Raw genomic sequence first — 24,580 nt, 5'->3', positions numbered from 1 at the left:
ACTCCCGCCGGAGGCATCCGCGGCCCACCAAGGGCGCAGGCCCCCGATCCACTGGACGCCCGCCCGCCCCGCGTGTATGCATCCCCCATGATGACCCGAGCCTTCGCCATCATCATTCGAATTACATGCCCGGCGCTCTGAACTCGAGCCGCCGGGACAAGGCGTATGGGATACCGCGCCGACCTTTCACAGACATTGCGACTTCCTGAAACGGATCACGACCATGTGCGCCGAGACGCCTGACTACAAAGACACGCTGAACCTTCCGAAAACCGATTTCCCCATGCGCGCGGGCCTACCCAAGCGCGAGCCCGGCTGGCTGGACCGCTGGGAGACAATCGGCATCTACGACCGCCTGCGCGAGAAGGAGGGCCGCACGCCCTTCACCCTGCATGACGGCCCGCCCTATGCCAACGGCCACCTGCATATCGGTCACGCCCTGAACAAGACGATCAAGGACATGATCGTGCGGTCGCACCAGATGATGGGTCATGACGCGCGTTACGTGCCCGGCTGGGACTGCCACGGGCTGCCGATCGAGTGGAAGATCGAGGAACAGTACCGCAAGAAGGGCCGCAACAAGGACGAGGTCGACGTGGTCGACTTCCGCCAGGAATGCCGCAAGTTCGCCGAAGGCTGGGTCGACGTGCAGCGCGAGGAGTTCAAGCGCCTCGGCATCACCGGGAACTGGGACGATCCCTACCTGACCATGAATTTCCACGCCGAGCGCGTCATCGCCGAGGAATTCATGAAGTTCCTGATGAACGGCATCCTCTACCAGGGGTCGAAGCCCGTGATGTGGTCGCCGGTGGAAAAGACCGCCCTGGCCGAGGCCGAGGTGGAATATCACGACAAGGAAAGCTTCACCATCTGGGTGAAGTTCAAGGTCACCGATTTCGCTCCCGGGGCCGGCGAAAGCTCGGACGAGGAAGAAAGCGCCGAGGCCCGCCAGGCGGTCGTCGAGGCGGCCCAGGCCGCGCGGGAGAAATTCCTGGGCGCCCATGTGGTGATCTGGACCACGACGCCCTGGACCATCCCGTCCAACAAGGCCGTCGTCTTCGGCGCCGACTATGACTACGGCCTCTACGAGGTGACCGGCACGCCGGATGAATGCTGGCTGCAAGTCGGGGAGAAATACATCCTGGCCGACAAGCTGGCCGCCCAGACCTTCGCCAAGGCGCGCCTGGAAGATGGCCAGTGGCAACGCGTCAGCGACGTCAGCGCCGATCAGCTGGCTGCCATGACCCTGGCGCACCCGCTGGCGGGTGCGGAAGGGTCGAACGGCGAATGGGACGCGCCGCGCGACTTCCGCGCCGCGCCCTTCGTCACCGACGAGGAAGGCACCGGGTTCGTCCACTGCGCCCCCTCGCACGGGATGGAGGAATACGAGCTTTACCGGGATCTCGGGATGCTCGATCAGGTCATCACCTACAACGTGATGGACGATGGCGGCTTCCGTGCCGACCTGCCCTTCTTTGGTGGCAAGTACATCCTGAACCGCAAGGGTGGTGAGGGCGATGCCAACAAGGCCGTCATCGACAAGCTGGTCGAGGTCGGCGGGCTGATGGCGCGCGGCAAGATCAAGCACAGCTACCCGCATTCCTGGCGCTCCAAGGCGCCGGTGATCTTCCGCAACACATCGCAGTGGTTCGCCGCGATCGACCGCAAGGTTGGTGACGGCCAGGACCAGCACGGCGAGACGATCCGCGAACGCGCGCTGAAGTCCATCGAGGAGCTGGTGAAGTTCACCCCCCAATCGGGCCGCAACCGTCTGCATTCGATGATGGAAAGCCGTCCCGACTGGGTGCTGTCCCGGCAACGCGCCTGGGGCGTGCCGCTGACCTGCTTCACCAAGGTGGGCGCCCTGCCGACCGATCCCGACTTCCTGCTGCGCGATCCGGCCGTCAACGCCCGCATCACCGAGGCTTTCGAAGCCGAGGGCGCGGATGCCTGGTACAAGGACGGCGCCAAGGAACGTTTCCTGGGCAATGACTACGACCCGGCCGAATGGCAGAAGGTCGATGACATCCTCGACGTGTGGTTCGACAGTGGCTCGACCCACGCGTTTGTGCTGCGGGATCGCCCCGACGGCACCGAGGACGGCATTGCCGACGTCTACATGGAAGGCACCGACCAGCACCGCGGCTGGTTTCACTCCTCCCTGCTGGAGGCCTGCGGCACCCTGGGCCGCGCGCCCTATCGCAACGTGGTGACCCATGGGTTCACGCTGGACGAGAAGGGCAACAAGATGTCCAAGTCGCTCGGCAACACCATCGCGCCGCAGGACGTCATCAAGCAGTACGGCGCGGACATCCTGCGCCTCTGGGTGGCCCAGACCGACTACATGGCCGACCAGCGGATCGGGGACACGATCCTGAAGGGCACCGCAGACAGCTACCGCCGTCTGCGCAACACCATGCGCTTCATCCTGGGCAGCCTGGGCGATTTCCGCGAGGAAGATCGCGTGGCCCCCGCCGACATGCCCGAGCTGGAACGCTGGGTCCTGCATCGCCTGGCGGAACTGGACGAGCTCGTGCAACAGGGCTACCGCGCCTTCGACTTCCAGGGCGTCTTCCAGGCGGTGTTCAACTTCGCCACGGTGGAGCTGTCGTCCTTTTACTTCGACATCCGCAAGGATGCGCTCTACTGCGACGGCGACACCCTGCGGGCCAAGGCCACGCGCAGCGTGCTGGACATCCTGTTCCACCGGCTGACCACCTGGTTGGCGCCGGTGCTGTGCTTCACCATGGAAGAGGTCTGGCTGGAACGCTTCCCGGGCGAGGACAGCTCCGTCCACCTGCAGGACTTCCCGGAAACGCCGGCGGCGTGGAAGGACGAGGCCCTCGCGGCCAAGTGGGCCCGTGTGCGCCAGGCGCGCCGCGTCGTCACCGCCGCGCTGGAGGTGCAGCGGGTCGAGAAGGTGATCGGTGCCTCGCTGGAGGCCGCGCCGGTGGTCCATGTCGAGGACGCCGATGTGCTGGCGGCGCTGAAGTCGGTGAACTTCGCCGACATCTGCATCACCTCGGACCTGCAGCTGTCGGCCGATCCCGCACCGCAGGAGGCCTACCGCCTGCCCGAGGTCGCCGGCATCGCCGTGGTCTTCGAAAAGGCCGAGGGTGAGAAGTGCCAGCGCTGCTGGAAGATCCTGCCGGACGTGGGCACCCATGCGCACCCGGGCGTCTGCGGCCGCTGCGACAGCGCGCTGGACTGACGCGCCCGGGGCATGGCCCCGACGGCGCAGACGGAGAAAACAAAGACCCCCGCCGGAACCGGCGGGGGTCTTTCCGTTCCGGCCCCGGCAGAGGGATAAGGCCGGAACGGTGGACGGTCGGGCCGCGCGAAGGCGTCATTCCTGCGCTCTCCCTGTTCGGCGAAGCCGGGGCTCTGCTGCCCGGAGGAACGGTGATCCGGGCGGGCGACCGCAACGCGCGCCGTGTGTTTTCACGCCTCATGTCTCTTCACGCTGGCTCAGGCGGGGCGAACGTCCGCCCTCCCCGTTCTGATCCTGCGTCCCGCTGCGGCCAGCGTGGACGTCCTTCAGGCCGCGGTTTCCAGCTTGTTTTCCACCAGGGTCGAAAGCTGCTGCACCAGGGCGTAGATATGCATCGAGGTGCCCGGCACGTTGGCACCGGAGCGGGAGGCCTCTGTCAGCATGCCCTGGAAGAGGCTGATGGCGTTCAGCCCCGGCGGCACCTCCGCTTCCGCCAGGAAGACCGGATCCGCCACGCTGGCGAGCGGCGGCGCACTGCCCCCATCGGCCACGCCGGAGCGGACGGGTTGCGCGGGCGGCGGCGGCGGGGATTGCAGCGTCAGGCGCAGCAGTTCGGATGGCGCGGGCAGCGGTTGCTCTTCGGTTGGCGCGGCGCGCGCGGCGGTGGCGGCACTCTCGCTTCCGGGGGCATTCGGTCTTGGGTCCGGCGCGTAGAGAGGGCGCGCCGTTGTCAGGGTCTCCAGCATGACACTCTCCTTTCTGACTGTCCGGGGCCCGGCACGGGCCCCTCGGGGCGGCGGCCCGTCTCCGGGACCGTCAGGGGGCCGCATGTGGCCCTGGCGGGCCCGGTCTTCTGTCCGGTCAGGCGGCACGGGGCCGTCTCGGCACGCAGGGGCCGCACGGGCGGCTATAGCAGTAAGGATGTGCAGATAACTCTTACCGGGGGCTTAATGGCGGTAAGGAATTGACCGGACAAATCTTTACGTTTGGCCCATGATTGGCCGATTTCGCCCGGTTCCAAGGGGGTTTTCCCGAAAGTTCGCTTCAAAGCCCACGTAAGCCACCTGGCGCCCGCCGCCTGTCAAAGGGCCGGTTTCGGGCTGATCCGGGCCGCGTGCCCTGCTAAGGTCACGCCATGGATTGCCTCTCTCTCGACACGCCCACAGGCCGGTTCTGGCTGCTTTCGGACGGCACCGCGATCACCCGCGCCGCCTGGCACCCGCTGGGCCCGGAGGCCCCCAGCCCGTTGCTGGAGGAGGCCGCGGCCCAGATCCGCGCCTACTACGCTGGGCAACGGCAAGCGTTCGAACTGCCGCTGCGGGTGGACGCCAGCCCCTTCCAGCAGGCGGTCTGCGATGCAATCGCCGCGATCCCCTTCGGCGAGACCCGCAGCTATGGCGATCTGGCGCGGGATCTCGGCCGTCCGGCCCAGGCCATCGGCCAGGGCTGCGGCGGTAACCCGATCCCGCTGCTGATCCCCTGCCACCGGGTGCTGTCGACGACGGGTCTGGGCGGGTTCTCCGGCGACGGCGGGGTCGAGACGAAGGTGTGGTTGCTGAAACACGAAGGCGCAGCCGGGCTGCTGATCTGACGGCGGCGCCCGGAAACCGGGCACGCGCCGGCCCCCACAGACAGGACGACCCGCGACCTGGGGTCGCGGGCCTGCAAGAATCCGGTCTGTTCCGGTCAGGGTCAGACCGCCGCGAGCTTCGTCTTGCTGCTGGTCTTGGGACGGTCGGCGTTCTCGTCGATGAACTTCAGCACCAGGGGGCGGATGTTGTTGCGCCAGGAGGAGCCGGCGAAGATGCCGTAATGGCCGGCGCCGGGCTCCAGATGGTTCGACTTCATCTTCTCGGGGACGCCGGTGCACAGATCCAGGGCGGCGACACATTGGCCGGGGGCGGAAATGTCGTCTTTCTCCCCTTCCACGGTCTTCACCGCCACGTCGGTGATCTTGCTGATGTCCACCTCATGGCCGTTGATGGTGAAGCAGTTCTTGGCGATCTCGCTGTTCTTGAAGATCCGCTCGACGGTCGACAGGTAGAACTCGGCCGTCATGTCCATCACCGCCAGGTATTCGTCGTAGAACCGGTTGTGCCGGTCATGGTCGCCCGACTCGCCACGGGCCACGCGCATGATCTGGTCGGTGAAGGCCTGGGCGTGGGTGTCGAGGTTCATCGAGATGAAGGAGGTCAGCTGCAACAGGCCGGGGTAGACCTGCCGGCCGATGCCCTTGTACTTCGCCCCGACGCGCTGGATCATCAGCTGTTCCAGCTGGCCCATGCTGACGCGATTGCCGAAATCGGTCACCTCGGTGGGGGTGGCATCGGGGTCGATGGGACCGCCGATCAGGGTCAGGGTGCGCGGCTGCGCCTCGGGGAAGATCTCGGCCAGGTAGGCGGTCGCCGCCAGTGTCAGGGGCGCGGGCTGGCAGACGGCGATCACGTTCACCTCCGGCCCCAGCTCCTTCATGAAATCGACAAGGTAGAGGGTGTAGTCCTCGACATCGAACTTGCCCTCGCTGACGGGGATGTCGCGCGCGTTATGCCAGTCGGTGATGTAGACCTCGCAGTCGGGCAGCAGCGACACCACGGTCGACCGCAGGAGGGTCGCGTAGTGACCGGACATCGGCGCCACCAGCAGCACCTTGCGCGCCTTTTCCTCGCGGCCCTGGACCTCGAAGTGGATCAGGTCGCCGAAGGGGCGTTCCACCACCTTGGCAATCGACACCAGATGGTCGCGCCCGTCCTCGCAGGACACCGAATGGATGCCCCAGTCGGGCTTGGCCACCATGCGCTTGTAGCTGCGCTCGGTGACCTCGCCCCAGGCCGCCATCATCGTCAGCATCGGGTTCGGCACCAGCGAGAACGCCGGGTAGGAGGCGAGACTGAGCGCCGAGGCGCCCATCCATTGCTGGGTATTGCGCACCGTCTCCATAAGATCGTAGCTTGCCATGTAGCGCATAGGTATCTCCATTCAGCGGGGCAGAACCCGGCTTCTCCGTTTCTGGGGTCTTCCGGGCCGCGCGCCTCCGCCGCCCCTCATCAGGGGCCAGGACCGGAGATCAGCGCATGCTGCAGAGCAGAAAATAGGGGGGAATCGTTTAGATGACAACACAAGAGACCGAAGATGGCCCGCTTTCGAGCCAGGAAAATCTCGAAAAACTGAACGCAAACCTGGCCCGTGTCGAAGAACTCAGCCAGCGGTTCATCGCCGCGCTGAAGGAACGCCACGCCACCCCCGCCGGCCTGCAGGCCCCTTCGCCCGAACTGTTCACCCAGGCCGCCGGCGCCTACTGGGCGGAGATGCTGCAGAACCCCGCGCGCATCTTCGAACACCAGCTGGAATTCTGGGGCAAGTCCGTCACCCACTTCCTTGAGGCGCAGGAGGCCCTGGCCAAGGGGCGGCTGGAAGCGCCGGAGGACAACCTGCCCCCCGACCCGCGCTTTTCCAATCCGCTGTGGAGGACGCACCCCTATTTCAACTACATCAAGCAGCAGTACCAGCTGAACAGCGAGGCGATGACCCGCGCCGTCGAGGACGTGGAGGATCTGGACCCCACCGAGAAGGAGCGGCTGCGCTACTTCACCCGTCAGATCGCCGACATGATGGCGCCGACGAATTTCCTCGCCACCAACCCCGACGCCCTGGAACGCGCGCTGGAAACCGAGGGCGAAAGCCTGGTGCAGGGGCTGGAGAACCTGGTGCGCGACCTGGAGGCCAACGGCGGCGAGATGCTGGTGCGTCTGGCCGACGACAGCGCCTTCCGCCTGGGCGAGAACGTGGCGACCGCGCCGGGCAAGGTCGTCTGGCGCAACCACATGCTGGAGCTGATCCAGTTCTCCCCCAGCACGGACGAGGTTCGGTCGTCCCCGCTGATCGTCTTCCCGCCCTGGATCAACAAGTTCTACATCCTCGACCTGAAGGAGCAGAATTCCTTCATCCGCTGGGTGGTCGACCAGGGCTATACCCTTTTCGTCGTGTCCTGGGTGAACCCCGATCGCTCCTACCGCGACATCGCGCTGGACGACTACATCGAGGACGGCTTCCTGGCGGCGATCGAACAGGTGAAGCAGATCACCGGAATGAAGCAGGTGAACACCATCGGCTACTGCATCGGCGGCACAACCCTGCACCTGGCCCTGTCGCTGATGAAGAAGCGCGGCGACCGCTCGGTCAAATCCGCCACTTTCTTCACCACCCTCACCGACTTTTCCGACCAGGGCGATTTCACCCCCTTCCTGCAGAACGATTTCGTCGATGCGATCGAGGAGGAGGCGATGAGCTATGGCATGCTGAAATCCTCGATCATGGCGCGCACCTTTTCCTTCCTGCGCTCCAACGACCTGGTCTACCGGCCGGCGATCCGCAGCTACATGATGGGCGAACAGCCCCCGGCCTTCGACCTGCTCTACTGGAACGGGGACGGCACCAACCTGCCGGCGAAGATGGCGGTGCAGTACCTGCGCGACCTTTGCCAGAAGAACCTGTTCACCACCGAGGGCATCGAGATCTGCGGCGAGACGCTGAAGATTGCGGACGTGACCCTGCCGATCTGCTCGATCACCTGCGAGACCGATCACATCGCCGCCTGGAAATCCGCTTACCGCGGCTTCCTGAAGACCGGCTCGAAGGATCGCACCTTCATCGTCTCGCAATCGGGCCATATCGCCGGGATCGTGAACCCGCCGTCGAAGAAGAAGTACGGGCACTACACCAACGACGACCTGCCCCCCTCGCCTGAGGAGTTCATGGAAGGCGCGACCTTCACCGAGGGCTCCTGGTGGCCCCGCTGGGAAGGCTGGCTGCGCAAGCGCTCGGGCAAGCTGGTGCCGGCCCGCACGCCGGGAGATTCGACTCATCCCGCGCTCTGTGACGCGCCGGGAACCTACGTGGCAGCGCCCCTGCCCGCCTGACCTTCCCCTAGGTCAGCCGCGCCCCGGCCCTCAAGGCCTTGGCGCGGCTCATATTTCCATACGCCCCTGACCATTCTCGCCGCAGTGCAGAAAAATCCTTGATTTTCTGCGCTGCAGCATCCATATTCTCCCTAAGATTGAAACGCCGGAGCCGGGGACGGTTCCGGGAAGGCCAGAAGAGGATGGACTAATGGCAAAGACCCAAGATTACACCGCGATCATGAAGGACTTCATGGGCGCTTTCCCTGTCGACACTTCTTCGATGGAAGACGCGTTCAAGACCCAGGCGACGCTGAACGAAAAGCTGTCCGCCGTGGCTCTGGACGCTGCCGGCAAGTCGACCGACCTGTCGACCAAGTGGACCAAGGAAACCCTGACCAAGATGTCGGAAATGTCCAAGGCCAAGACCGACCCGGCTGACTACGCCAAGGCGATGACCGATTTCGCCTCCGCCTGTGCCGAGATGTCCGCCGAGAACATGGCCGCCTTCGCCGAGATCGCGAAGAAGGTTCAGACCGACACCGTCGAGCTGATGATGGCCGCCGGCAAGGACATGACCGAGGAAGCCTCCGCCGCCGTGCAGAAGGCCACCAAGGACGCGACCACCGCGGCCAAGAAGGCCTCGACCGCGAAGTAAGTGACGTTTCCCCTCCCGGGAAGTTGCGCCCCCGATTGCTCCTCCCCCTTGTAACGGGGCGCATGAAGGAAGGGCGGATCTAGCAGGATCCGCCCTTTTTTGTGTCGCACTAACTTGCACCGGGCGGGGCGCAATGCGGCCCGCCCGCGCGCTCCTCAGAACCGGAAGGCCAGGCGCATCAGCAGCGTATCGGCCTGCATGTCGCCCCCCGGGATCCCCAGGTAGTCGTCGGCGAACCAGGTCCGCCGCGCCTCGGCGCCCAGCACCAGACGTTCGGTCAGCTTCACGTCGGCGCCCAGCCCGACGAAATGACCCGTCTCGTCGCCCGGCGTCAGCTCCAGCTTGGCGACACCCAGGGCCACGTAGGGCAGCACCCGCCCCGCGTCATAGCCCGCCTGGACCGACAGGTCATAGCGCGCCGGCTCTCCCAGCCCGTCGACGTCGGCCTGGTCGTAGGCCAGTTCGGCGCCCAGCACCCAGGCACCGAAGTCGTGGCGATAGCCCAGGAACAGCCCTCGGGTGTCGTGATCCAGCGACACGTCGATGCCATAGCCGCCCAGCGAGGTATCGGAGCTGCCGGTGCCCAGGGTCATCCCGGCATAGACTCCGGTCCAGTCGGAGACGGGCGCCGCGGGGGCCACCACGGGCGCCGCCGCGATCACGGGGGCCACGGGATTGCCCGCCAGCGCAGGGGAACTCAGCAGGCCCAGCAGGGCCGTCGTCACAGCGAATCGAAACATTTGATTTACTACCCAGTCAATTTGTTCAGATCTGAGTAACCATCGCCGCACCCGGGATAGTAGGAGCAATGATAGTGGTGGTTAACACCATCTCCCGGCACCACGGCCTTGCCCCATGGCAATTCCCGGCAGCCCCCTGACAGAGCTTTCTTTTTGTGAAACGGTGATCTAGGCTTCGCTGCAATGCTGCATAATCGGGGAGGGATAACCGGTGGCTGATAGTGAATCTCCGCTTCTCATCAAGCGCTACGCGTCGCGCCGGCTCTACAACACCGAGACCAGCGACTACGTCACCCTGGAAGACATCGCGGGCTTCATCCGGGGCGGTCGCGAGGTGCAGATCGTCGATCTGAAATCCGGCGACGACCTGACCCGCCAGTACCTGCTGCAGATCATCGCGGAACACGAAAGCCGCGGCGAGAACGTGCTGCCGCTGAACGTGTTGAACGACCTCGTGCGCTCCTACTCGTCCTCCGCAGGATCGGTGGTGCCTCAATTCCTGGCCGCCTCCTTCGAGATGCTCCGCGACGGGCAGTCGAAGATGATGGAGAACCTGGAAAAGGTGAACCCGATGATGGCCAACATGCCCGGCATCGAGGCGATGCAGGCGCAGCAGGCGGCCTTCCTGAAAGCGATGACCACCGGCTTTTCCGGCAACTGGTCGGCGCCCACCGACGAGGACGGCAGCAGCAGCGCGCCGGCCGAGGGCGACGACCTCGACAGCATCCGCAAGCAGCTGGCCGAGCTGCAGTCGAAACTGTCGAAGATGAGCTGACCCCGGCCGCGCAGGCCCGGCAAGGGCCCTGCGCACCGAGACGAGCAACGGGCTGACCATGGCCGATAAAACCGCCGCCGCCTCCCCCGGACGGGTCACCCTCTGGGGGATCGAGGTCTTCGTCGCCACGGCCGAGGAACGCTCGATCTCGGCCGCGGCGCGGCGCCTGGGCGCCAGCCCTTCCGCCGTATCGCAACAGCTGACCAATCTCGAAACCGCCCTGGGCGCCACCCTGCTGATGCGCCAGGCGCGGCCCATCACCCTGACCCCCTCGGGCGAGGCCTTCCGGCGTCGGGCCGAGGCGATCCTGACCGAGGCCGCCCAGGCCCGGGCCGAGTTGGCGGTGGCCGGCGCGCCCGCCCTGACCCGGCTGCGCCTGGGCGTCATCGAGGATTTCGAGGCCGACGTGACCCCGCGCCTCCTGACCCGCATGGCGGGGGACCTGGCCGAATGCCGTTTCCTGCTGGAAACCGGCGCCTCCCACTATCTGCACGATCAGCTGGACGCCGAGGCGCTGGACGTGGTGATCGCTGCCGAGATGGCCGAACCCGCCGACTGGGCGGAGGTGCATGACATCCTGACCGAGGATTTCATCGTCGCCACAGCCCCCGGCACCATCGACCCCGCCCGTCCGCTTCTGGATCAGCTGAAGGGCCAGCCGATGATCCAGTACACGACGCGGCACTACATGGGGCGGCTGATCTCGACCCACCTGGCGCAGCAGAACCTGCGCCTGGATCACCGGTTCGAGCTGGACAGCTACCACGCCATCCTGGCGCTGGTTTCCGCCGGCACGGGCTGGACGATCCTGCCGCCGCTGGCCCTGTTGCGGGCGCGGCGGCTGATGCCGCATCTCGACATCCACCCCCTGCCCTTCGCGCCGCTGTCGCGCCGGATCGTGCTGACCGCCCGCCGCAGCATCCTGAAGACGGTGCCGACGCGGCTGGCCACAGACCTGCGCGCGCTGCTGCGCCAGATCGCGGAGGAAACGGACGTGGCCCCCTACCCCTGGGTCGCAAGCTCGGTCCGGATCGCCTCCGACTGACGGGCGCCTAGCCCTCCAGCGGGTGGAAACAGGCCACGCGATGCGCCGCGTCGCCCTCCAGTTTCGGCACGCTCTGCCCGCAGGCCTCCGTCGCACGCGGGCAACGCGCCTTGAAGGCGCAACCGGCGGGCGGGTTCAGCGGGTCGGGCAGCTCGGTCTCCTTCCCCTCGGGGGCCGACAGGGCACGGCCAACCACGGGGGCGGAGCGGGCCAGCAGTTGCGTGTAAGGATGGCGCGGGGCACGGAAAATGTCCTCGGCCCGCCCCACCTCGACCACCGACCCGAAGTAGAGCACGGCAACGCGATCCGACACGGCCTCCACCACCGCCAGGTCGTGGCTGATGAAGAGATAGGTCAGCCCCAGCTTCGCCTTCAGGTCCGCCAGCAGGTTCAGCACCTGGGCCTGGACGCTGACGTCCAGCGCGCTGACCGGCTCGTCGAGGATCAGGATCTTGGCCTCCGCCGCCAGCGCCCGGGCAATGCCGATCCGCTGCGCCTGCCCGCCGGAAAATTCATGCGGGTAGCGATCCAGGAATTCCTCGCGCAGGTTCACGCTGGCGAAGATCTCGGAAATGCGTTTCTCCCGCTGCGCCCGGTCCAGCCCGTGCAGGCGTTTCAGCGGCGCCTCCATCACCTGGCGGATGGTCTTGCGCGGGTTGAGGGAGGAGATCGGGTCCTGGAAGACATACTGGATCTTCTTGCCGAACTCCGCCGGGTCGGCGTTGTCCAGCGGCGCCCCGTTGATCTCGATTGTGCCCTCGCTGGGCGGCAGCAGGCCGACCAGCATCCGCGCCAGGGTCGACTTGCCACAGCCCGACTCGCCGACGATGCCCAGCGTCTCCCCCTGCTGCACAACCAGGTCCACCGGCTGCACCGCATGCACCAGCCCACGCGGCGCGCCCAGCACGCGCTTGCCCACGGGGAAGCTCTTGGCCAGACCGTCGAGTTTCAGAACCGCGCTCATGCCACGCCCTCCGATTTGAGCTCCGTTTCGGGGAAGAGACAGCGCACCTCGCGCGCGCCCGGTCCTTCCAGCGGGATCTCTCCCTGGCGGCAGGCGTCCTGCGCCTTCAGGCAGCGGGGCGCGAAGGCGCAGCCGGGCTCCAGCCGGTCGACGGCGGGCGGCAGGCCCGGGATCGCCTCCAGCCGCCGACGGCCGCCGCCCAGTTCCGGCACGCAAGCGATCAGCCGCGCGGTGTAGGGATGCGCGGGCGCGTCCAGCACCGCCTCGGTCGGGCCGGTCTCCACGATGCGGCCCGCGTACATGACGGCCACCCGGTCGCACAGCTGCGCCACCACGCCGAAATCATGGGTGATGAAGACGATTGCCAGCCCGCGTTCGCGGCGCAGGTCGTTGAGCAGCGACAGGATCTGCGCCTGCACGGTCACGTCCAGCGCCGTCGTGGGTTCATCCGCGATGATGACATCGGGGTCGTTGGCGAGCGCCATGGCGATGCCGACGCGCTGGCGCATGCCGCCCGACATCTCATGTGGGTAGCTGTCGGCGCGGCTTTGGGCATTGGGGATGCGCACCTGTTTCAGCAGATCCACCGCGCGCCGCCGCGCCTCGGCCTTGCCCACCTTGTGGTGAACCAGGATCGCCTCGGCCAGCTGGTCACCCACCTTGTAGAGCGGGTGCAGCGTCGCCAGAGGATCCTGGAAGATATAGGCCACCCGATCCCCGCGCAGCCGGCGCAGGTGATCGTAGGGCGCGCCCACCAGGTCCTCGCCCTTGTAGCGCGCCGCGCCCCCGGTGATGACGCCCGGCGGCGAGGCCACCAGCCCCATGACCGACAGCGCCGTGACCGACTTGCCAGACCCGCTTTCGCCGATCACGCCGAGGCATTCGCCCGGCGCCACCTTGATCGAGACGCCGCCCACGGCCTTGTAGATGCGATCCTTGACGTGGAACTGGGTCTGCAGGCCTTGCAGCTCCAGCACCGCCTCGGCGTCGTCGGAGGCCGGTACGGGGCCCTTGCGGCGCACCTGCGTGGCGGCCATGGGCCGGGTCAGCGCGCCCGAGCGCAGGCGCGGGTCCAGCGCGTCACGCACCCCGTCGCCCAGCAGGTTGATGCCCATGACGATGACCAAGATCATCGCGCCGGGCACGATGGAGGTATGGGGATTGGTGATCAGCGCGCCGCGCGCCTCGCCCAGCATGGAGCCCAGATCGGCCTGCGGCGGCTGGCTGCCCAGCCCGAGGAAGGACAGCCCCGCCGTTTCCAGGATCATCCAGCCGATGGTCGTGGACATGGCAATGACGATGACCGGGATCACGTTGGGCAGGATCTCCGTCAGGATGATGCGGGTATGACCCAGCCCCGCCAGACGCGCGGCATCGACGAATTCCTTGTTGGCCAGCCCCACCGTCACGCCCCGGATATTGCGGGCGAAGAAGGGGATGTTGACCGCGGCCACGGCGATCAGCGCATTGACCAGCCCAGGCCCAAGCGCGGCGACGATGGCCAGGGCCAGCAGGATGTAGGGAAAGGCCATCAGCATGTCGACGGCGCGCATGATCAGATTGTCCGTGCGCCCGCCGAAATAGCCCGCGATGATCCCGATGGCCGCGCCGAAGAAGGCGGCGAAGAAGGCGGCGGCAAACCCAACGGCGAGGCTGAGGCGCGTGCCGTCCATCAGCCGCGCGGCCAAGTCCCGGCCCAGGTGGTCGGTGCCCAGCAGATGCCCTTCCGCCCCCGGCAGCAGGAAGCGGTTGGCAGTATCGGTGACATCCGGATCCGGCAGCGGCAGCAGCGGAGAGATCAGCGCCAGCGCGATGACGATCACCAGCACGATCCCCCCGGCGGCGGCCAGACGATTGCGGGCGATGAGGCTCAGGAATTGCATGTTGTGCGCCTCCTCAGGTCTTGATCCGGGGATCGAGCAGCGATTGCGCCACGTCCACCGCGATGTTGAAGAGCACGTAGCAAGCCGCGACGAAGACGACGCCGCCCTGCACCAGCAGGATGTCCCGTTTCAGGATCGCATCCACCAGCATCCGGCCCACCCCAGGCCATTGGAAGACCATCTCGATATAGACCGCCCCGGACAGGACGAAGCCCGCCTGGATGCCGAGGACGGGAATGATGCTGACCATGGCGGCGCGCAGGGCATGGCCCCAGATCACCCGCCCCTCACCCACGCCCTTGGCGCGGGCGGTGCGGATGAAGTCCTGGCGCAGCACCTCCAGCATGGCCGAGCGCGACAGACGGGCGACGACGCCCGTGGCCACGACGGCCAGCGCGATGGCGGGCATCACCAGGTGGTTGGCCACATCGGCAAAGCCGCCGCCGCCATAGGCCATGCGCATCCCCGACACCGGGAACCAGCGCAGCTCGACCGCGAAGATCAGGATCATCATCATGCCCAGGAAGAAGGACGGGATCGAGATCCCCAGAAGCACCGCGAAGGTGATCCCCTTGTCCGCCCAGCCGTATTGCCTGGCGGCACTGACCACGCCCGCCGCGATGCCGAGGATCGCGCAGAGGATGAAGGAGGTCCCGGCCAGCAGCAGCGTGGCGCCGAAGCGGTCCAGCACCTCGTCGATCACCGGGCGATTGAGGCTGAAGGAGGTGCCGAAATCCCCGGTCAGCATGTTGCCCAGCCAGATGAAATACCGCGCCACCAGCGGCGCATCGAGGCCAAGGTCGCGGTTGATCTTCTCCACGTTCTCGGGCGTGGCATAGGCGCCAAGGATCGCCAGCGCCGGATCGCCCGGGATCATCGCCATGATCAGGAAGACGATGACGGTGATCCCGAAAAGCACCGGGATCGCCGAGAGAAGTCGTTTCAGGATATATCCGGTCATCTGCGTCTCCGCTGGGATTGCCTGGCGCGCGCCTGCTGTGTCGTTTTCCCGGGAAAGGATGCCGCGCCGAGGGGCAGGCCGGCAATACGCCCTGCTCCCCCTCCTTGCGCGACGGGACAGGCCGGGCCGCCCCGCCCTGCCCCGGATCACGTCACCCGTCGGGCGATCAATTCTTCACCACGTCCTTCAGCAGCAGGAAGAACGAGGGCTCCAGCGCGAAGTTCTCCACCGCGTCGGAGGTCACCGCGTTCTGCTTCCAGTTCGCCACGAAGAGCCAGGGGGCATCCTCCTGCACGATCTGCTGCATCTCCTTGTAGGCGGCGGCGCGTTCCTCCTGGCTGGTCGAGACACGGGCCGTTTCGAGCAGCTCGTCGACCTCGGGGTTGGAATAGTAGCCCGAGTTGAAGCCCCCCTTGTCCGGCCAGGCGTCCGAGCGCAGCGCCAGATAAGGCAGCGTGTCGGGGTCGTTGGTCATCCAGGCCATCTCGGCCATGTCCGCCTTGCCTTCCAGCCCCGGGTTCACCTCGCCCAGGAAAGTGTTCCATTCGTAGGTCTCGATCGCAACGTCGAAGCCCACGGCCTCCAGGTCGGCCTGGATAGCGGTGCCCATGGCGACCGGATCCAGCATTCCAGACCCACCCTCGGTGACGTAGAAGGTCAGCTCGGGGTCCTCGACGCCCGCCTCGGCCAGCAGCTCGCGCGCCTTGTCGGGGTCGTAGGCATAGGGCTCCAGGCTTTCGTCATAGGCCCAGGCGAAGGCGGGCGGGATCGGGCCCGCGGCCACTTCGGCGGTGCCTTCCAGCACGTTTTCCACCAGCGCGGTCTTGTTGACGGCGTAGTTGGCCGCCTGGCGCACAAGCTTGTCGGCGAAGGGGCCTTCCTTGGCGTTCAGGATCAAGAACCAGACGTGGGGGCCGGCCTGTTCGACGACGGTGAAATCATCGCCCTCGAACTCCGACAGCGACACGGGCGGCACTTCGACCATCAGGTCGATGCCCCCGGCCAGCATCTCGGCGGTGCGGGTATTGGCATCGGTGATCGGGCGGAAGACGACCGTCTCCAGTTCCGGCGCACCGTCCCAGTAGTCGCCATTGGCGTTCAGGATCACGTGGGTGTTGGATTCCCATTCAGCAAAGCTGAACGGCCCGGTGCCCGACGGGTTGCGGCCATAGTCGGCGCCGTATTCCTCGACCGCTGCGGGCGAGACGATCAGCCCCGTGGGATAGGCCAGGTTCGACAGGAAGGGCGCGAAGGGCGCGCTCAGGGTGAATTCCACCGTCAGCGGGTCGATGACCGTCACATCTTCAACGGAGGAGAAGAAGAAGGCCAGCGGGAAGGGGCCGGTGTCGTGGTAGGGATGGTCTTCGTCCAGCATGCGGTCGAAGTTGAACTTCACCGCCTCGGCGTCGAAGTCGCTGCCATCGTGGAATTTGACGCCCTCACGCAGGTGGAAGGTGTAGGTGGTGCCGTCCTCGCTGATATCCCAGCTTTCGGCCAGCGCCGGTTCGACCTCCAGCGTGCCGGACTTGTAGCGCACCAGCCCGTCATAGACGTTCATCAGGATGCGGAAATCGTTGACGGCCGTGACGGCGGCCGGATCCAGCGCCTTCGGCTCGGCGATCTGGCCGACGATCAGAACGCCCGGCGGCGTCTGCGCCTGGGCCGCATCGCCCGCACCCAGCGTCAATGCCATGGTCAGGGCGGTGCCCGACGCCAGCAGCACCCGGCGGGTCCAGTTGAAAATTCCCTGTGTCATCTTGCGCCTCTCCCTCTGCAAAGCGGCCGCTATTCATCATGATAAATTGCACTCAGCCAAATTCTCATGATAAATTCAAGAGGCAAGAAACGACCGGAGGCAGCATGACCTTTTCCATACTCGTCCGTGACGCGGAAACAGGCAGGATCGGCGGGGCGGCGGCCACCGGATCGCTTTGCGTGGGCGGCTGGGTCCTGCGCGGCCGGATCGAGGCGGGCATGTCCGCCAGCCAGGGTACCGCGCCCTCGACCCTCTGGGGCGAGGCGGTGCTGGACGAGATGCAGGCGGGCGCCCCGGCCCCTGCTGCCGTGACCGAGGTAACAGCGCCGGACGAGGGGCGCGCCCACCGACAGCTTTCGGCGCTTGACCTACTGGGCAACACCGGCGCCTTCACCGGCGCGGCCTCGGTGCCCGCCTGCGCCAGCCGGCGGGACGAAAACCTGGTGGTGGCGGGCAACATGCTCAGTTCCGAAGCGGTACTCGATGCGGTGGCCCAGGGCTATGCCAGCGCCACGGGCACGATGCCCGAGCGGCTTCTGGCGGCGCTTCAGGCCGGCGAGGACGCGGGATCGGACAGCCGCGGACTGCTGTCGGCGGCGCTGCTGTGCCTCGGCCCGGACATGGCCCCCCTGAGCCTGCGCATCGACGCCTCCGATTCGCCGCTGGCGGACCTGCGCGCGCTGCACGATCGGGCCACCACAGGCCTCTACGCGGAATGGGCGCGGCTGGTGCCCACCAAAGAGGCACCTTTCCGCGCGCCCTCCGAGGCGGACTTCGCCCGGCTGGACGAGACGCCCCGGTCGGAGTGACAGCGCGGCAGCGCAGGCGGGGGGCTCCGCCCCCGTCTCCGTACCGGAGACTCCCCCGGAGTATTTCAGACGAGATGAAGATGAAGGAGGGCACGAGCGAGGCGCCCGCCGCGATGGCTCCCGCGCGCGCACCTGCCTGAGGCAGAGGGAGGGTTGCAGACCAGGCGACGTCCCGCCTCTTCACCTTGTCGGAAAAACTCCCGCCGGAGGCCTCGGCCCGGGACGGGCCGATCCTGCATGGCGATTGAGCGGGCGGCTCAGGCGGTGAGGAAGCGTTTCAGCATCTCCGCCTCCTGCCCTTCCATCAGTTGCTCCGCCGTTGCCATGTGATCTGCCATGACCAGACGCGCGCGGTCCGGATCGCCGCGGCGCAGGGCGTCCAGAAGCTCCAGCTGGTAGGCCCGGCCCTTCTCCCAGAGCTCGGGATTGGCCGGCTCGTAGAGGCGGCGGTAGATCGTCAGGTCGGACAGGATCTGCGCCATGAACCCGATGACGAAGCCGAGAAGTTCGTTGCGGGCGAACTCCGCGAGCAGCTGGTGGAAACGCAGCGAGGCGATGTGCTGTTCGCGCTCCTCCTCCACGTCCGACGACGGGTGGTCATAGGATTCCACCACCGCATCCAGCCGCGACAGCTGCGCATCGGTCAGCTTGCCGGCCAGCGACGCCGCAAGTTCCGGCTCCAGTAGGCGGCGCATCTGGTAGATGTCCTTCAGAGTCAGGTCGCGGAAGTAGAAGTAGTTGCCCAGAAGCGCCTGGGCGCGTTCGCGACTGACCTCGTGCACGAAGCTGCCGCCGCCCGGCCCGGTGCGGGTCTTCACCAGCCCCTGGGCTTCGAGGATGCGCATGGCCTCGCGGATTGTCCCTTTCGACATGCCGAAGCGGGCGATCAGCTCGGCCTCGCCGGGAAGGCGATCACCCATGCGCAGGCCCTCCTCGACCACGTAGTCCTTGATCGCCTCGGCCACCTGCACGGGCCGTGATCGCCGCTCTGCCCCGTTTGCCACCTGTCGTCGCCCCTTCATGCGCCTGCCGCGCCGATTTCTCATGATGAATGGCGACGCTGACGCAAAAAGGGCCGGGACGCAATGCCCGGCCCTTCCCGTCCCGTGATCCGTCGGGCGCTTAGTTCAGCGCCTCGTCGGTGATCTCATGGGTCCAGGCACCTTCCGGCTCCTTGGTGATGGCAGGGTTTTCCGGGCTGACGGCGGACAGCAGCGTGGCCACGGTCTGTTCGTAGTCGGCCGGGTCCAGCGCGCCATCGGTGCCGGCGGTCAGCTTGGCGACCTCGCCCATCATGTACTGCTGGTGCTCCAGGGTCTGGGCCCCGGTCTCATCGTACTCCAGCACGATCTCGGCAGCCTCATCGGGGTTGGCTTCGGCGTATTTCCAGCCTTCCATCGAAGCGGCGACGAAGCGGACCATCTTGTCTTTGAACGCCGGATCTTCCAGGTCCTCCTCCAGCACATAGAGGCCGTCTTCGAGCATGCCGACGCCCTCTTCGAGGTAGTTGAAGGTGACCAGTTCCTCCTCGGTGATGCCCGCATCCAGGATCTGACCGTATTCGTTGTAGGTCATGGTCGAGATGCAGTCAGCCTGGCCGTTGATCAGCGGATCGGCCGAGAAGGCCTGCTTGATCACCGTCACGCCGTTCTCATCGGCGCCGTCGGTTTCGATCCCCAACTTCGCCATCCAGGCGTAGAAGGGATATTCGTTGCCATAGAACCAGACGCCCATGGTGTGACCGGGGAAGTCGTCGGTGCTTTCGATGCCCGCCGCCTTCAGGCAGTTGACCTGCAGGCCGCCGGTCTTGAAGGGCTGGGCGATGTTGACCAGGGGCACGCCGCGTTCGCGCGCGGCCAGGCCTGCGGCCATCCAGGTGGTGATGACATCGGCTCCGCCGGCGGCGATCACCTGTTCGGGCGCGATGTCGGGGCCACCGGCCTTGATCGTCACGTCGAGGTCGGCCTCGTCGTAGAAGCCCTTGGATTCGGCCACGTAGTAGCCCGCGAACTGAGCCTGGGTGACCCATTTCAGCTGCAGCGTCACCTCGTCGGCGGCCTGGGCGCCGGCGGCGGTCGCGGTCAGGGCCACGGCCCCTGCGATCCAGTTTTTCATGAGTTTAACTCCCTGTTTGGTCTTCATGTTTTTATATGCGCTTCTCAGCGCTGAGACGGGTGCCAGAAGGTCACCCAGCGTTCCACGAGGGCCAGTGCCCCGTAGAACAGCGATCCCGCCAGAGCGGCGACGACGATCTCGGCCCAGACCATGTCCAGCGCCAGTTGCCCCACCGATGTTGAGATACGAAAGCCCATGCCCGCAATCGGGGACCCGAAGAATTCCGCGACGATGGCGCCGATCAGGGCCAGGGTCGATGAAATCTTCAGCCCGTTGAAGATGAAGGGCATGGCGGCCGGCAGGCGCAACTTCCAGAAGCCCTGCCAATAGCTTGCGGCCCAGGTCTTGATCTGGTCGCGTTGCATCTGCGTGGTCTCCTGCAGGCCGGCGGTGATGTTCACCAGCATCGGGAAGAAGACCATGATGGTGACCACGGCGGCCTTCGACTGCCAGTCGAAGCCGTACCACATCACCAGGATCGGCGCGGTGCCGACGATGGGCAGGGCGGCGACGAAGCTGCCCACGGGCAGGATGCCCCGACGCAGGAAGTCACTGCGATCCACCAGGATGGCGACGAGGAAGGCCGCCAGGCTGCCGATGGCAAAGCCCGACAGCGCGCCCTTCACGAAGGTCTGCACGAAGTCGGTCCAGAGCGTCGGGATCGAGCTGGCAAAGCGCGCGGCGATCATCGAGGGCGCCGGCAGGATCACCATGGGCAGCTCCAGCCCGCGCACGATCAGTTCCCACATGCCGACCAGGGTCAGGCCGAAGATCACCGGCACGGCCAGGCCCACGGCGCGGGTATCCCCGCCCCGGCCATTGGCCAGTTGCACGTTGAGATACCAAAGGCCCGCCCAGAGGACGAAAGCGGCGATTACGAGCGTCATTGGATGCCCTCCCGGATCTGGCCTCTGACCGGGCACAGGTCTGCGCAGACCTGTGCCAAGGCACCGTCCAGCGTCATTTCAACCGAACGGGCCAGCGGCCCGGCCTGCGCCCGTCCGCCCGCCCGGGCCGGCGCAATGCGCCCTTCCGCGGACGGGCCCAGGCCTCGGGTCGGAAAGCGGTTTTCAAATGCCATCTGCATCACCCCAGCCCCATCCGTTTCAGCACGCCACGTTCCATCAGCCCGATGATCGCCACCAGGCAGGCGGCCAGGATGGCGGTGGCAAACAGCGCCGACCAGATCTGCACCGTCTGGCCATAGTAGCTGCCCGACAGCAGGCGGAAGCCCAGGCCCTGGCCGGTGCCCGAAGGCAGCTCGCCCACGATCGTGCCGACGAGCGAGGAAGCCACGCCGATTTTCAGAGACGCGAAGAGATAGGGCGCCGAGGCCGGCAGGCGCAGCTTCCAGAAGGTCTGTGCCTTGGTGGCCGACCAGGTCTTCACCAGGTCCAGATCCATGGGCGACGGGCTGCGCAACCCCTTCACCATGCCCACGACGACCGGGAAGAAGGACAGGTAGGCCGAGATCACGGCCTTGGGCACCAGCCCCTGCAACCCGATGGAGCTGAGGACCACGATGATCATCGGCGCGATGGCAAGGATCGGGATGGTCTGGCTGGCGATGGCCCAGGGCATCACCGACATGTCCATGGCGCGGCTGTGCACGATCCCCACGGCCAGCAGGATCCCCAGGCCCGAGCCAATGGCGAAACCCAAGAGCGTGGCCGAGAGGGTGATCCAGCCGTGGAACACGAGGCTGCGCTTCGAGGTCGGCGCGACCTGCATGGTCTGCGCCCAGAGCTCGGTCACCACCTGGTGCGGGGCCGGCAGGCGCGGCTTGTCCTGCACCCAGGTGTCGGACCACTGCGCGGGGTTCTTCGCGGCCAGCACGAAGGGCGACATGTCGCGGCGGGTGATCATCCCCTCGGGGCTGACCACAGCGCCCTGGCGTTCGGCGGTCATCAGCGCGAACTTGATGTTCATCGGCACGCAGGCCGCGTACCAGAAGGCCAGGATCGCGGCGACCACGACGACGACGGGAAAGACGAGCCGCTTCATCGCCGCCACTCCATCCGCACTTCTTTCACGATCTCGGGCGGGACCGGCATCCGGCGCCCGACCTCGACGAAGCCTTCACGGGCGTAGAACCGCTGAGCCGCCTCGTTGGGCGCATGGGTGTTCAGGCTCAAGTGGTCGCGGCCTTCCTTGGCCCGGTCGAGAAAGGCCTTGCCCCAGCCCTGCCCGCGCGTCCGGCAATAGAGCGCGCCAATATGGCCCGCCTCCGGGTCGACGGACATGTAGGCGGCCACCGGCGCGCCGATCACCCAGATCTCGCGGGTGTCGAAGGCGTCGCGGATATGGCCTTCCAGCTCCTCGCGGGAATGCAGGCCGGGCATCCAGTCGGTTTCCAGGATCCAGTCGCTGGCGACGGCGGCGCAGGCGGGAATATCCGCCCGCTCCGCCCGGCGGATCTCGGGGGCGGCATCAGTCATAGGCATGCCCCGCGCGCAGCCCTTCGCGCACCCGATGCGCGATCTCCAGGAATTCCGGCGTGTCGCGGATATCCAGCGGGCGTTCCTTCGGCAGCGGGCTTTCGATCACGTCGGTGATCCGGCCCGGACGGGGCGACATCACGACGATCTTGGTCGACAGATAGACCGCCTCGGGGATCGAGTGGGTGACGAAACCGATGGTCTTTTCCGTCCGCGCCCAGAGCTTCAGCAGCTCTTCGTTGAGGTGGTCGCGCACGATCTCGTCCAGCGCGCCGAAGGGTTCATCCATCAGCAGGATGTCGGCATCGAAGGCCAGCGCCCGGGCGATCGAGGCGCGTTGCTGCATCCCCCCGGACAGCTGCCAGGGGAATTTCTTGCCGAAGCCGGACAGATCGACCAGTTCCAGCACCTTCTCCACGCGCTCGGCCTGCTCGGTCTTCGAAAAGCCCATGATCTCCAGCGGCAGCTTGATGTTGCCGGCGATGGTGCGCCAGGGGTACAGACCCGCCGCCTGGAAGACATAGCCATAGGCGCGGGCCTTCCGCGCCGCCTCGGGGCTCATCCCGTTGACCGTCAGCTGGCCGCCCGTGGGCTCTTCCAGCGCCGCGATGCAGCGCAGGAAGGTGGTCTTGCCACAGCCCGACGGGCCGATGAAACTGACGAAATCCCCCTTGGAGATCTCCAGGTTCACATCGCGCAGGGCCTGCACGGGCCCGTCGTTGGTCTGAAAGGTCAGATCGAGATGCTTTGCCTCAATTACAGGTACTTGCGTCACGAAGCTGTCCTTAAATACCGGCCGGAATGTTCAGCGGATCACGCTCGACAGAACGCGGGCTGTTCAATTCTTTCCACTTCGACAACGCCGTGTGCGCGCTCGGGAAGGCCGGGCGCGGCACGAACCGGCCACGGCCGGGCTGCGGCTGGCTATTCTGACCCCAGGCCCAGATCACCTCACCGCGCGACAGGGTGTAGCGTGCCTGGGCGCTGACCTCGACGCCCTCGAAGACGTTATAGTCGATGATCGACTTGTGGTTCGACGCCGAGATGGTGCGCGAGATCTTCGGATCCCAGACCACGATATCCGCATCCGCCCCGGGCATCAGCGCGCCCTTCTTGGGATAGATGTTCAGGATCTTGGCGATGTTCGACGACGTCACGGCGACGAACTCTTCCGGCGTCAGCCGCCCGGTTTCCACGCCGAAGGTCCAGAGCACGGCCAAGCGTTCCTCCAGTCCGTTGGTGCCATTGGGGATCTTGGTGAAATCCTCCAGCCCCATCTTCTTCTGCTCGGAGGAGAAGGCGGCGTGGTCCGTCGCCACGACCTGAAGCGAACCGGACTGCAGACCGGCCCACAGACCGTCCTGGTGTTCCTTGCCCCGGAAGGGCGGCGACATCACGCGCTGCGCCGAATGCAGCCAGTCCTTGCTGAGGTATTCCTCGTCATCCAGCGTCAGGAACTGCGCCAGCGGTTCGCCGTAGACGCGCATCCCCTTCTGGCGCGCGCGGCGGATGGCCTCATGCGCCTGTTCGCAGGACACGTGCACGATGTAGAGGGGCACGCCGGCGGCATCGGCGATGGTGATCGCGCGGTTGGCGGCCTCGCCCTCGAATTCCGCGGGGCGCGACCGGGCGTGCCATTCCGGCCCGGTCTTGCCCTCGGCCAGGAATTTCTTCTGCATCAGGTCGACCAGGTCGCCGTTCTCGGCGTGGACCATGGGCATGGCGCCCAATTCCTTGCAGCGCGAGAAGGAGGCGAACATCTCGTCGTCCTCGACCATCAGCGCGCCCTTGTAGGCCATGAAGTGCTTGAAGGAGTTCACGCCGTTGTCGACGGCATATTTCATCTCGTCGAAGATCAGCTCGTTCCAGCCAGTGATCGCCATGTGATAGCCGATGTCGGAACAGATCTGCGGCGCCGACTTGCGGTGCCATTCGTTGATCGCGTTCTTGATCGACCCGTCCGCGCCCGGCAGACAGAAGTCGATCAGCATGGTGGTGCCGCCACAGGCCGCCGCCCAGGTGCCGGATTCGAAGGTCTCGGCGGCGGTGGTGCCCATGAAAGGCATTTCCAGATGGGTGTGCGGGTCTATGCCGCCCGGAATGACGTAGGCGCCTTCGGCGTCGATATACTCGTCGCCTTTCAGGTCCTCGCCGATCTCCTTGATGGTCTCGCCCTCGATGGCGATATCGGCTTTCCACTGACGGTCGGCGGTCACCACGGTGCCGCCCTTGATCACCTTGATCATGATAGTCTCCCTGTCATTGCCCCGGGCGCCCCAGCCTTATCCGAAAGCTGAAAATACTCCGGGGGAGTCCGCGCCTTCAGGCGC

The 24,580-nt window shown here is 66.3% G+C and carries 21 protein-coding genes; 7 read left to right on the top strand and 14 right to left on the bottom strand.

The genetic code is table 11. From position 1 onward, the window contains the following. Positions 1-223: 223 nt before the first annotated feature. The gene (ileS, locus tag LC066_RS14625) at positions 224-3,211 is read left to right on the top strand and encodes an isoleucine--tRNA ligase (protein WP_224900438.1); all 2,988 of its coding nucleotides are present in this window, start codon (positions 224-226) and stop codon (positions 3,209-3,211) included. Positions 3,212-3,537: 326 nt separating this feature from the next. Here ileS and LC066_RS14620 read toward each other — a convergent pair whose 3' ends face one another. Beyond that, positions 3,538-3,957, bottom strand: a complete 420-nt coding sequence (locus LC066_RS14620; RefSeq protein ID WP_224900434.1) for a hypothetical protein — start codon at positions 3,955-3,957, stop codon at positions 3,538-3,540. A 389-nt stretch (positions 3,958-4,346) separates the two neighbouring features. On the opposite strand from LC066_RS14620, the gene LC066_RS14615 reads away from it, so the two are divergent. Continuing rightward, complete coding sequence (locus LC066_RS14615) at positions 4,347-4,802, top strand: methylated-DNA--[protein]-cysteine S-methyltransferase (RefSeq protein ID WP_224900432.1); 456 nt, start codon at positions 4,347-4,349, stop codon at positions 4,800-4,802. 101 nt (positions 4,803-4,903) lie between these two features. Here LC066_RS14615 and phaZ read toward each other — a convergent pair whose 3' ends face one another. Then, on the bottom strand, positions 4,904-6,175 hold the full coding sequence (gene phaZ, locus LC066_RS14610; RefSeq protein ID WP_224900429.1) for a polyhydroxyalkanoate depolymerase: 1,272 nt from the start codon (positions 6,173-6,175) through the stop codon (positions 4,904-4,906). 143 nt (positions 6,176-6,318) lie between these two features. Between phaZ and LC066_RS14605 the strand changes: the two genes are divergently transcribed. After that, complete coding sequence (locus LC066_RS14605; protein ID WP_224900426.1) at positions 6,319-8,127, top strand: PHA/PHB synthase family protein; 1,809 nt, start codon at positions 6,319-6,321, stop codon at positions 8,125-8,127. 190 nt (positions 8,128-8,317) lie between these two features. Then, a complete protein-coding gene (locus tag LC066_RS14600) occupies positions 8,318-8,764 on the top strand; it encodes a phasin family protein (RefSeq protein WP_222478658.1) in 447 nt (148 codons plus the stop codon). Between the two features lie 155 nt (positions 8,765-8,919). Here LC066_RS14600 and LC066_RS14595 read toward each other — a convergent pair whose 3' ends face one another. Then, positions 8,920-9,504: an outer membrane protein gene (locus LC066_RS14595; protein ID WP_224900423.1), complete on the bottom strand. Its 585-nt coding sequence runs from the start codon at positions 9,502-9,504 to the stop codon at positions 8,920-8,922. 211 nt (positions 9,505-9,715) lie between these two features. On the opposite strand from LC066_RS14595, the gene phaR reads away from it, so the two are divergent. Beyond that, on the top strand, positions 9,716-10,279 hold the full coding sequence (gene phaR / locus LC066_RS14590) for a polyhydroxyalkanoate synthesis repressor PhaR (RefSeq protein ID WP_224900420.1): 564 nt from the start codon (positions 9,716-9,718) through the stop codon (positions 10,277-10,279). 58 nt (positions 10,280-10,337) lie between these two features. Next, on the top strand, positions 10,338-11,324 hold the full coding sequence (locus LC066_RS14585) for a LysR family transcriptional regulator (protein WP_224900418.1): 987 nt from the start codon (positions 10,338-10,340) through the stop codon (positions 11,322-11,324). 7 nt (positions 11,325-11,331) lie between these two features. Here LC066_RS14585 and LC066_RS14580 read toward each other — a convergent pair whose 3' ends face one another. The 4 genes from LC066_RS14580 to LC066_RS14565 all read right to left on the bottom strand — a co-directional run bounded on the left by LC066_RS14580 (position 11,332) and on the right by LC066_RS14565 (position 16,888). Continuing rightward, positions 11,332-12,288, bottom strand: coding sequence for an ABC transporter ATP-binding protein (locus tag LC066_RS14580; protein ID WP_224900415.1), 957 nt, complete (start codon positions 12,286-12,288; stop codon positions 11,332-11,334). Next, on the bottom strand, positions 12,285-14,171 hold the full coding sequence (locus tag LC066_RS14575) for a dipeptide/oligopeptide/nickel ABC transporter permease/ATP-binding protein (RefSeq protein WP_224900412.1): 1,887 nt from the start codon (positions 14,169-14,171) through the stop codon (positions 12,285-12,287). Before LC066_RS14575 ends, LC066_RS14580 begins: the two co-directional genes overlap by 4 nt. 13 nt (positions 14,172-14,184) lie before the next feature. Next, positions 14,185-15,132, bottom strand: a complete 948-nt coding sequence (locus LC066_RS14570) for an ABC transporter permease (protein ID WP_085886039.1) — start codon at positions 15,130-15,132, stop codon at positions 14,185-14,187. Between the two features lie 166 nt (positions 15,133-15,298). After that, on the bottom strand, positions 15,299-16,888 hold the full coding sequence (locus tag LC066_RS14565) for an ABC transporter substrate-binding protein (protein WP_224900409.1): 1,590 nt from the start codon (positions 16,886-16,888) through the stop codon (positions 15,299-15,301). 104 nt (positions 16,889-16,992) lie between these two features. On the opposite strand from LC066_RS14565, the gene LC066_RS14560 reads away from it, so the two are divergent. Next, positions 16,993-17,697 (top strand): DUF1028 domain-containing protein, encoded by a 705-nt coding sequence (locus LC066_RS14560; RefSeq protein WP_224900406.1) that lies wholly within the window; start codon positions 16,993-16,995, stop codon positions 17,695-17,697. A gap of 257 nt (positions 17,698-17,954) precedes the next feature. Here the strand turns inward: LC066_RS14560 and LC066_RS14555 are convergent, their stop codons facing one another. From LC066_RS14555 to hydA, 7 genes are all read right to left on the bottom strand, one after another. Then, positions 17,955-18,719 (bottom strand): FadR/GntR family transcriptional regulator, encoded by a 765-nt coding sequence (locus LC066_RS14555; protein WP_224900404.1) that lies wholly within the window; start codon positions 18,717-18,719, stop codon positions 17,955-17,957. A 100-nt stretch (positions 18,720-18,819) separates the two neighbouring features. Next, positions 18,820-19,812, bottom strand: a complete 993-nt coding sequence (locus LC066_RS14550; protein ID WP_222478677.1) for an ABC transporter substrate-binding protein — start codon at positions 19,810-19,812, stop codon at positions 18,820-18,822. A gap of 44 nt (positions 19,813-19,856) precedes the next feature. Further along, positions 19,857-20,699, bottom strand: a complete 843-nt coding sequence (locus LC066_RS14545; protein ID WP_224900402.1) for an ABC transporter permease — start codon at positions 20,697-20,699, stop codon at positions 19,857-19,859. Positions 20,700-20,898: 199 nt separating this feature from the next. Further along, positions 20,899-21,816 carry an ABC transporter permease gene (locus tag LC066_RS14540; protein ID WP_224900401.1) on the bottom strand — a complete coding sequence of 306 codons (918 nt, stop codon included), beginning with the start codon at positions 21,814-21,816 and terminating at the stop codon, positions 20,899-20,901. Beyond that, a complete protein-coding gene (locus LC066_RS14535) occupies positions 21,813-22,250 on the bottom strand; it encodes a GNAT family N-acetyltransferase (protein ID WP_224900399.1) in 438 nt (145 codons plus the stop codon). Before LC066_RS14535 ends, LC066_RS14540 begins: the two co-directional genes overlap by 4 nt. Then, entirely contained in the window at positions 22,243-23,025 is a 783-nt protein-coding gene (locus LC066_RS14530; protein ID WP_222478685.1) for an ABC transporter ATP-binding protein, read from the bottom strand. Before LC066_RS14530 ends, LC066_RS14535 begins: the two co-directional genes overlap by 8 nt. A gap of 10 nt (positions 23,026-23,035) precedes the next feature. Then, positions 23,036-24,496: a dihydropyrimidinase gene (hydA, locus tag LC066_RS14525; RefSeq protein ID WP_224900397.1), complete on the bottom strand. Its 1,461-nt coding sequence runs from the start codon at positions 24,494-24,496 to the stop codon at positions 23,036-23,038. Positions 24,497-24,580: the final 84 nt, after the last annotated feature.

It is taken from the genome of Pseudooceanicola marinus, assembly GCF_020177265.1.
GTDB classification, from domain to species: Bacteria; Pseudomonadota; Alphaproteobacteria; order Rhodobacterales; family Rhodobacteraceae; genus Pseudooceanicola; species Pseudooceanicola marinus_A.
This window is presented reverse-complemented; position numbering and strand designations above follow the sequence as displayed.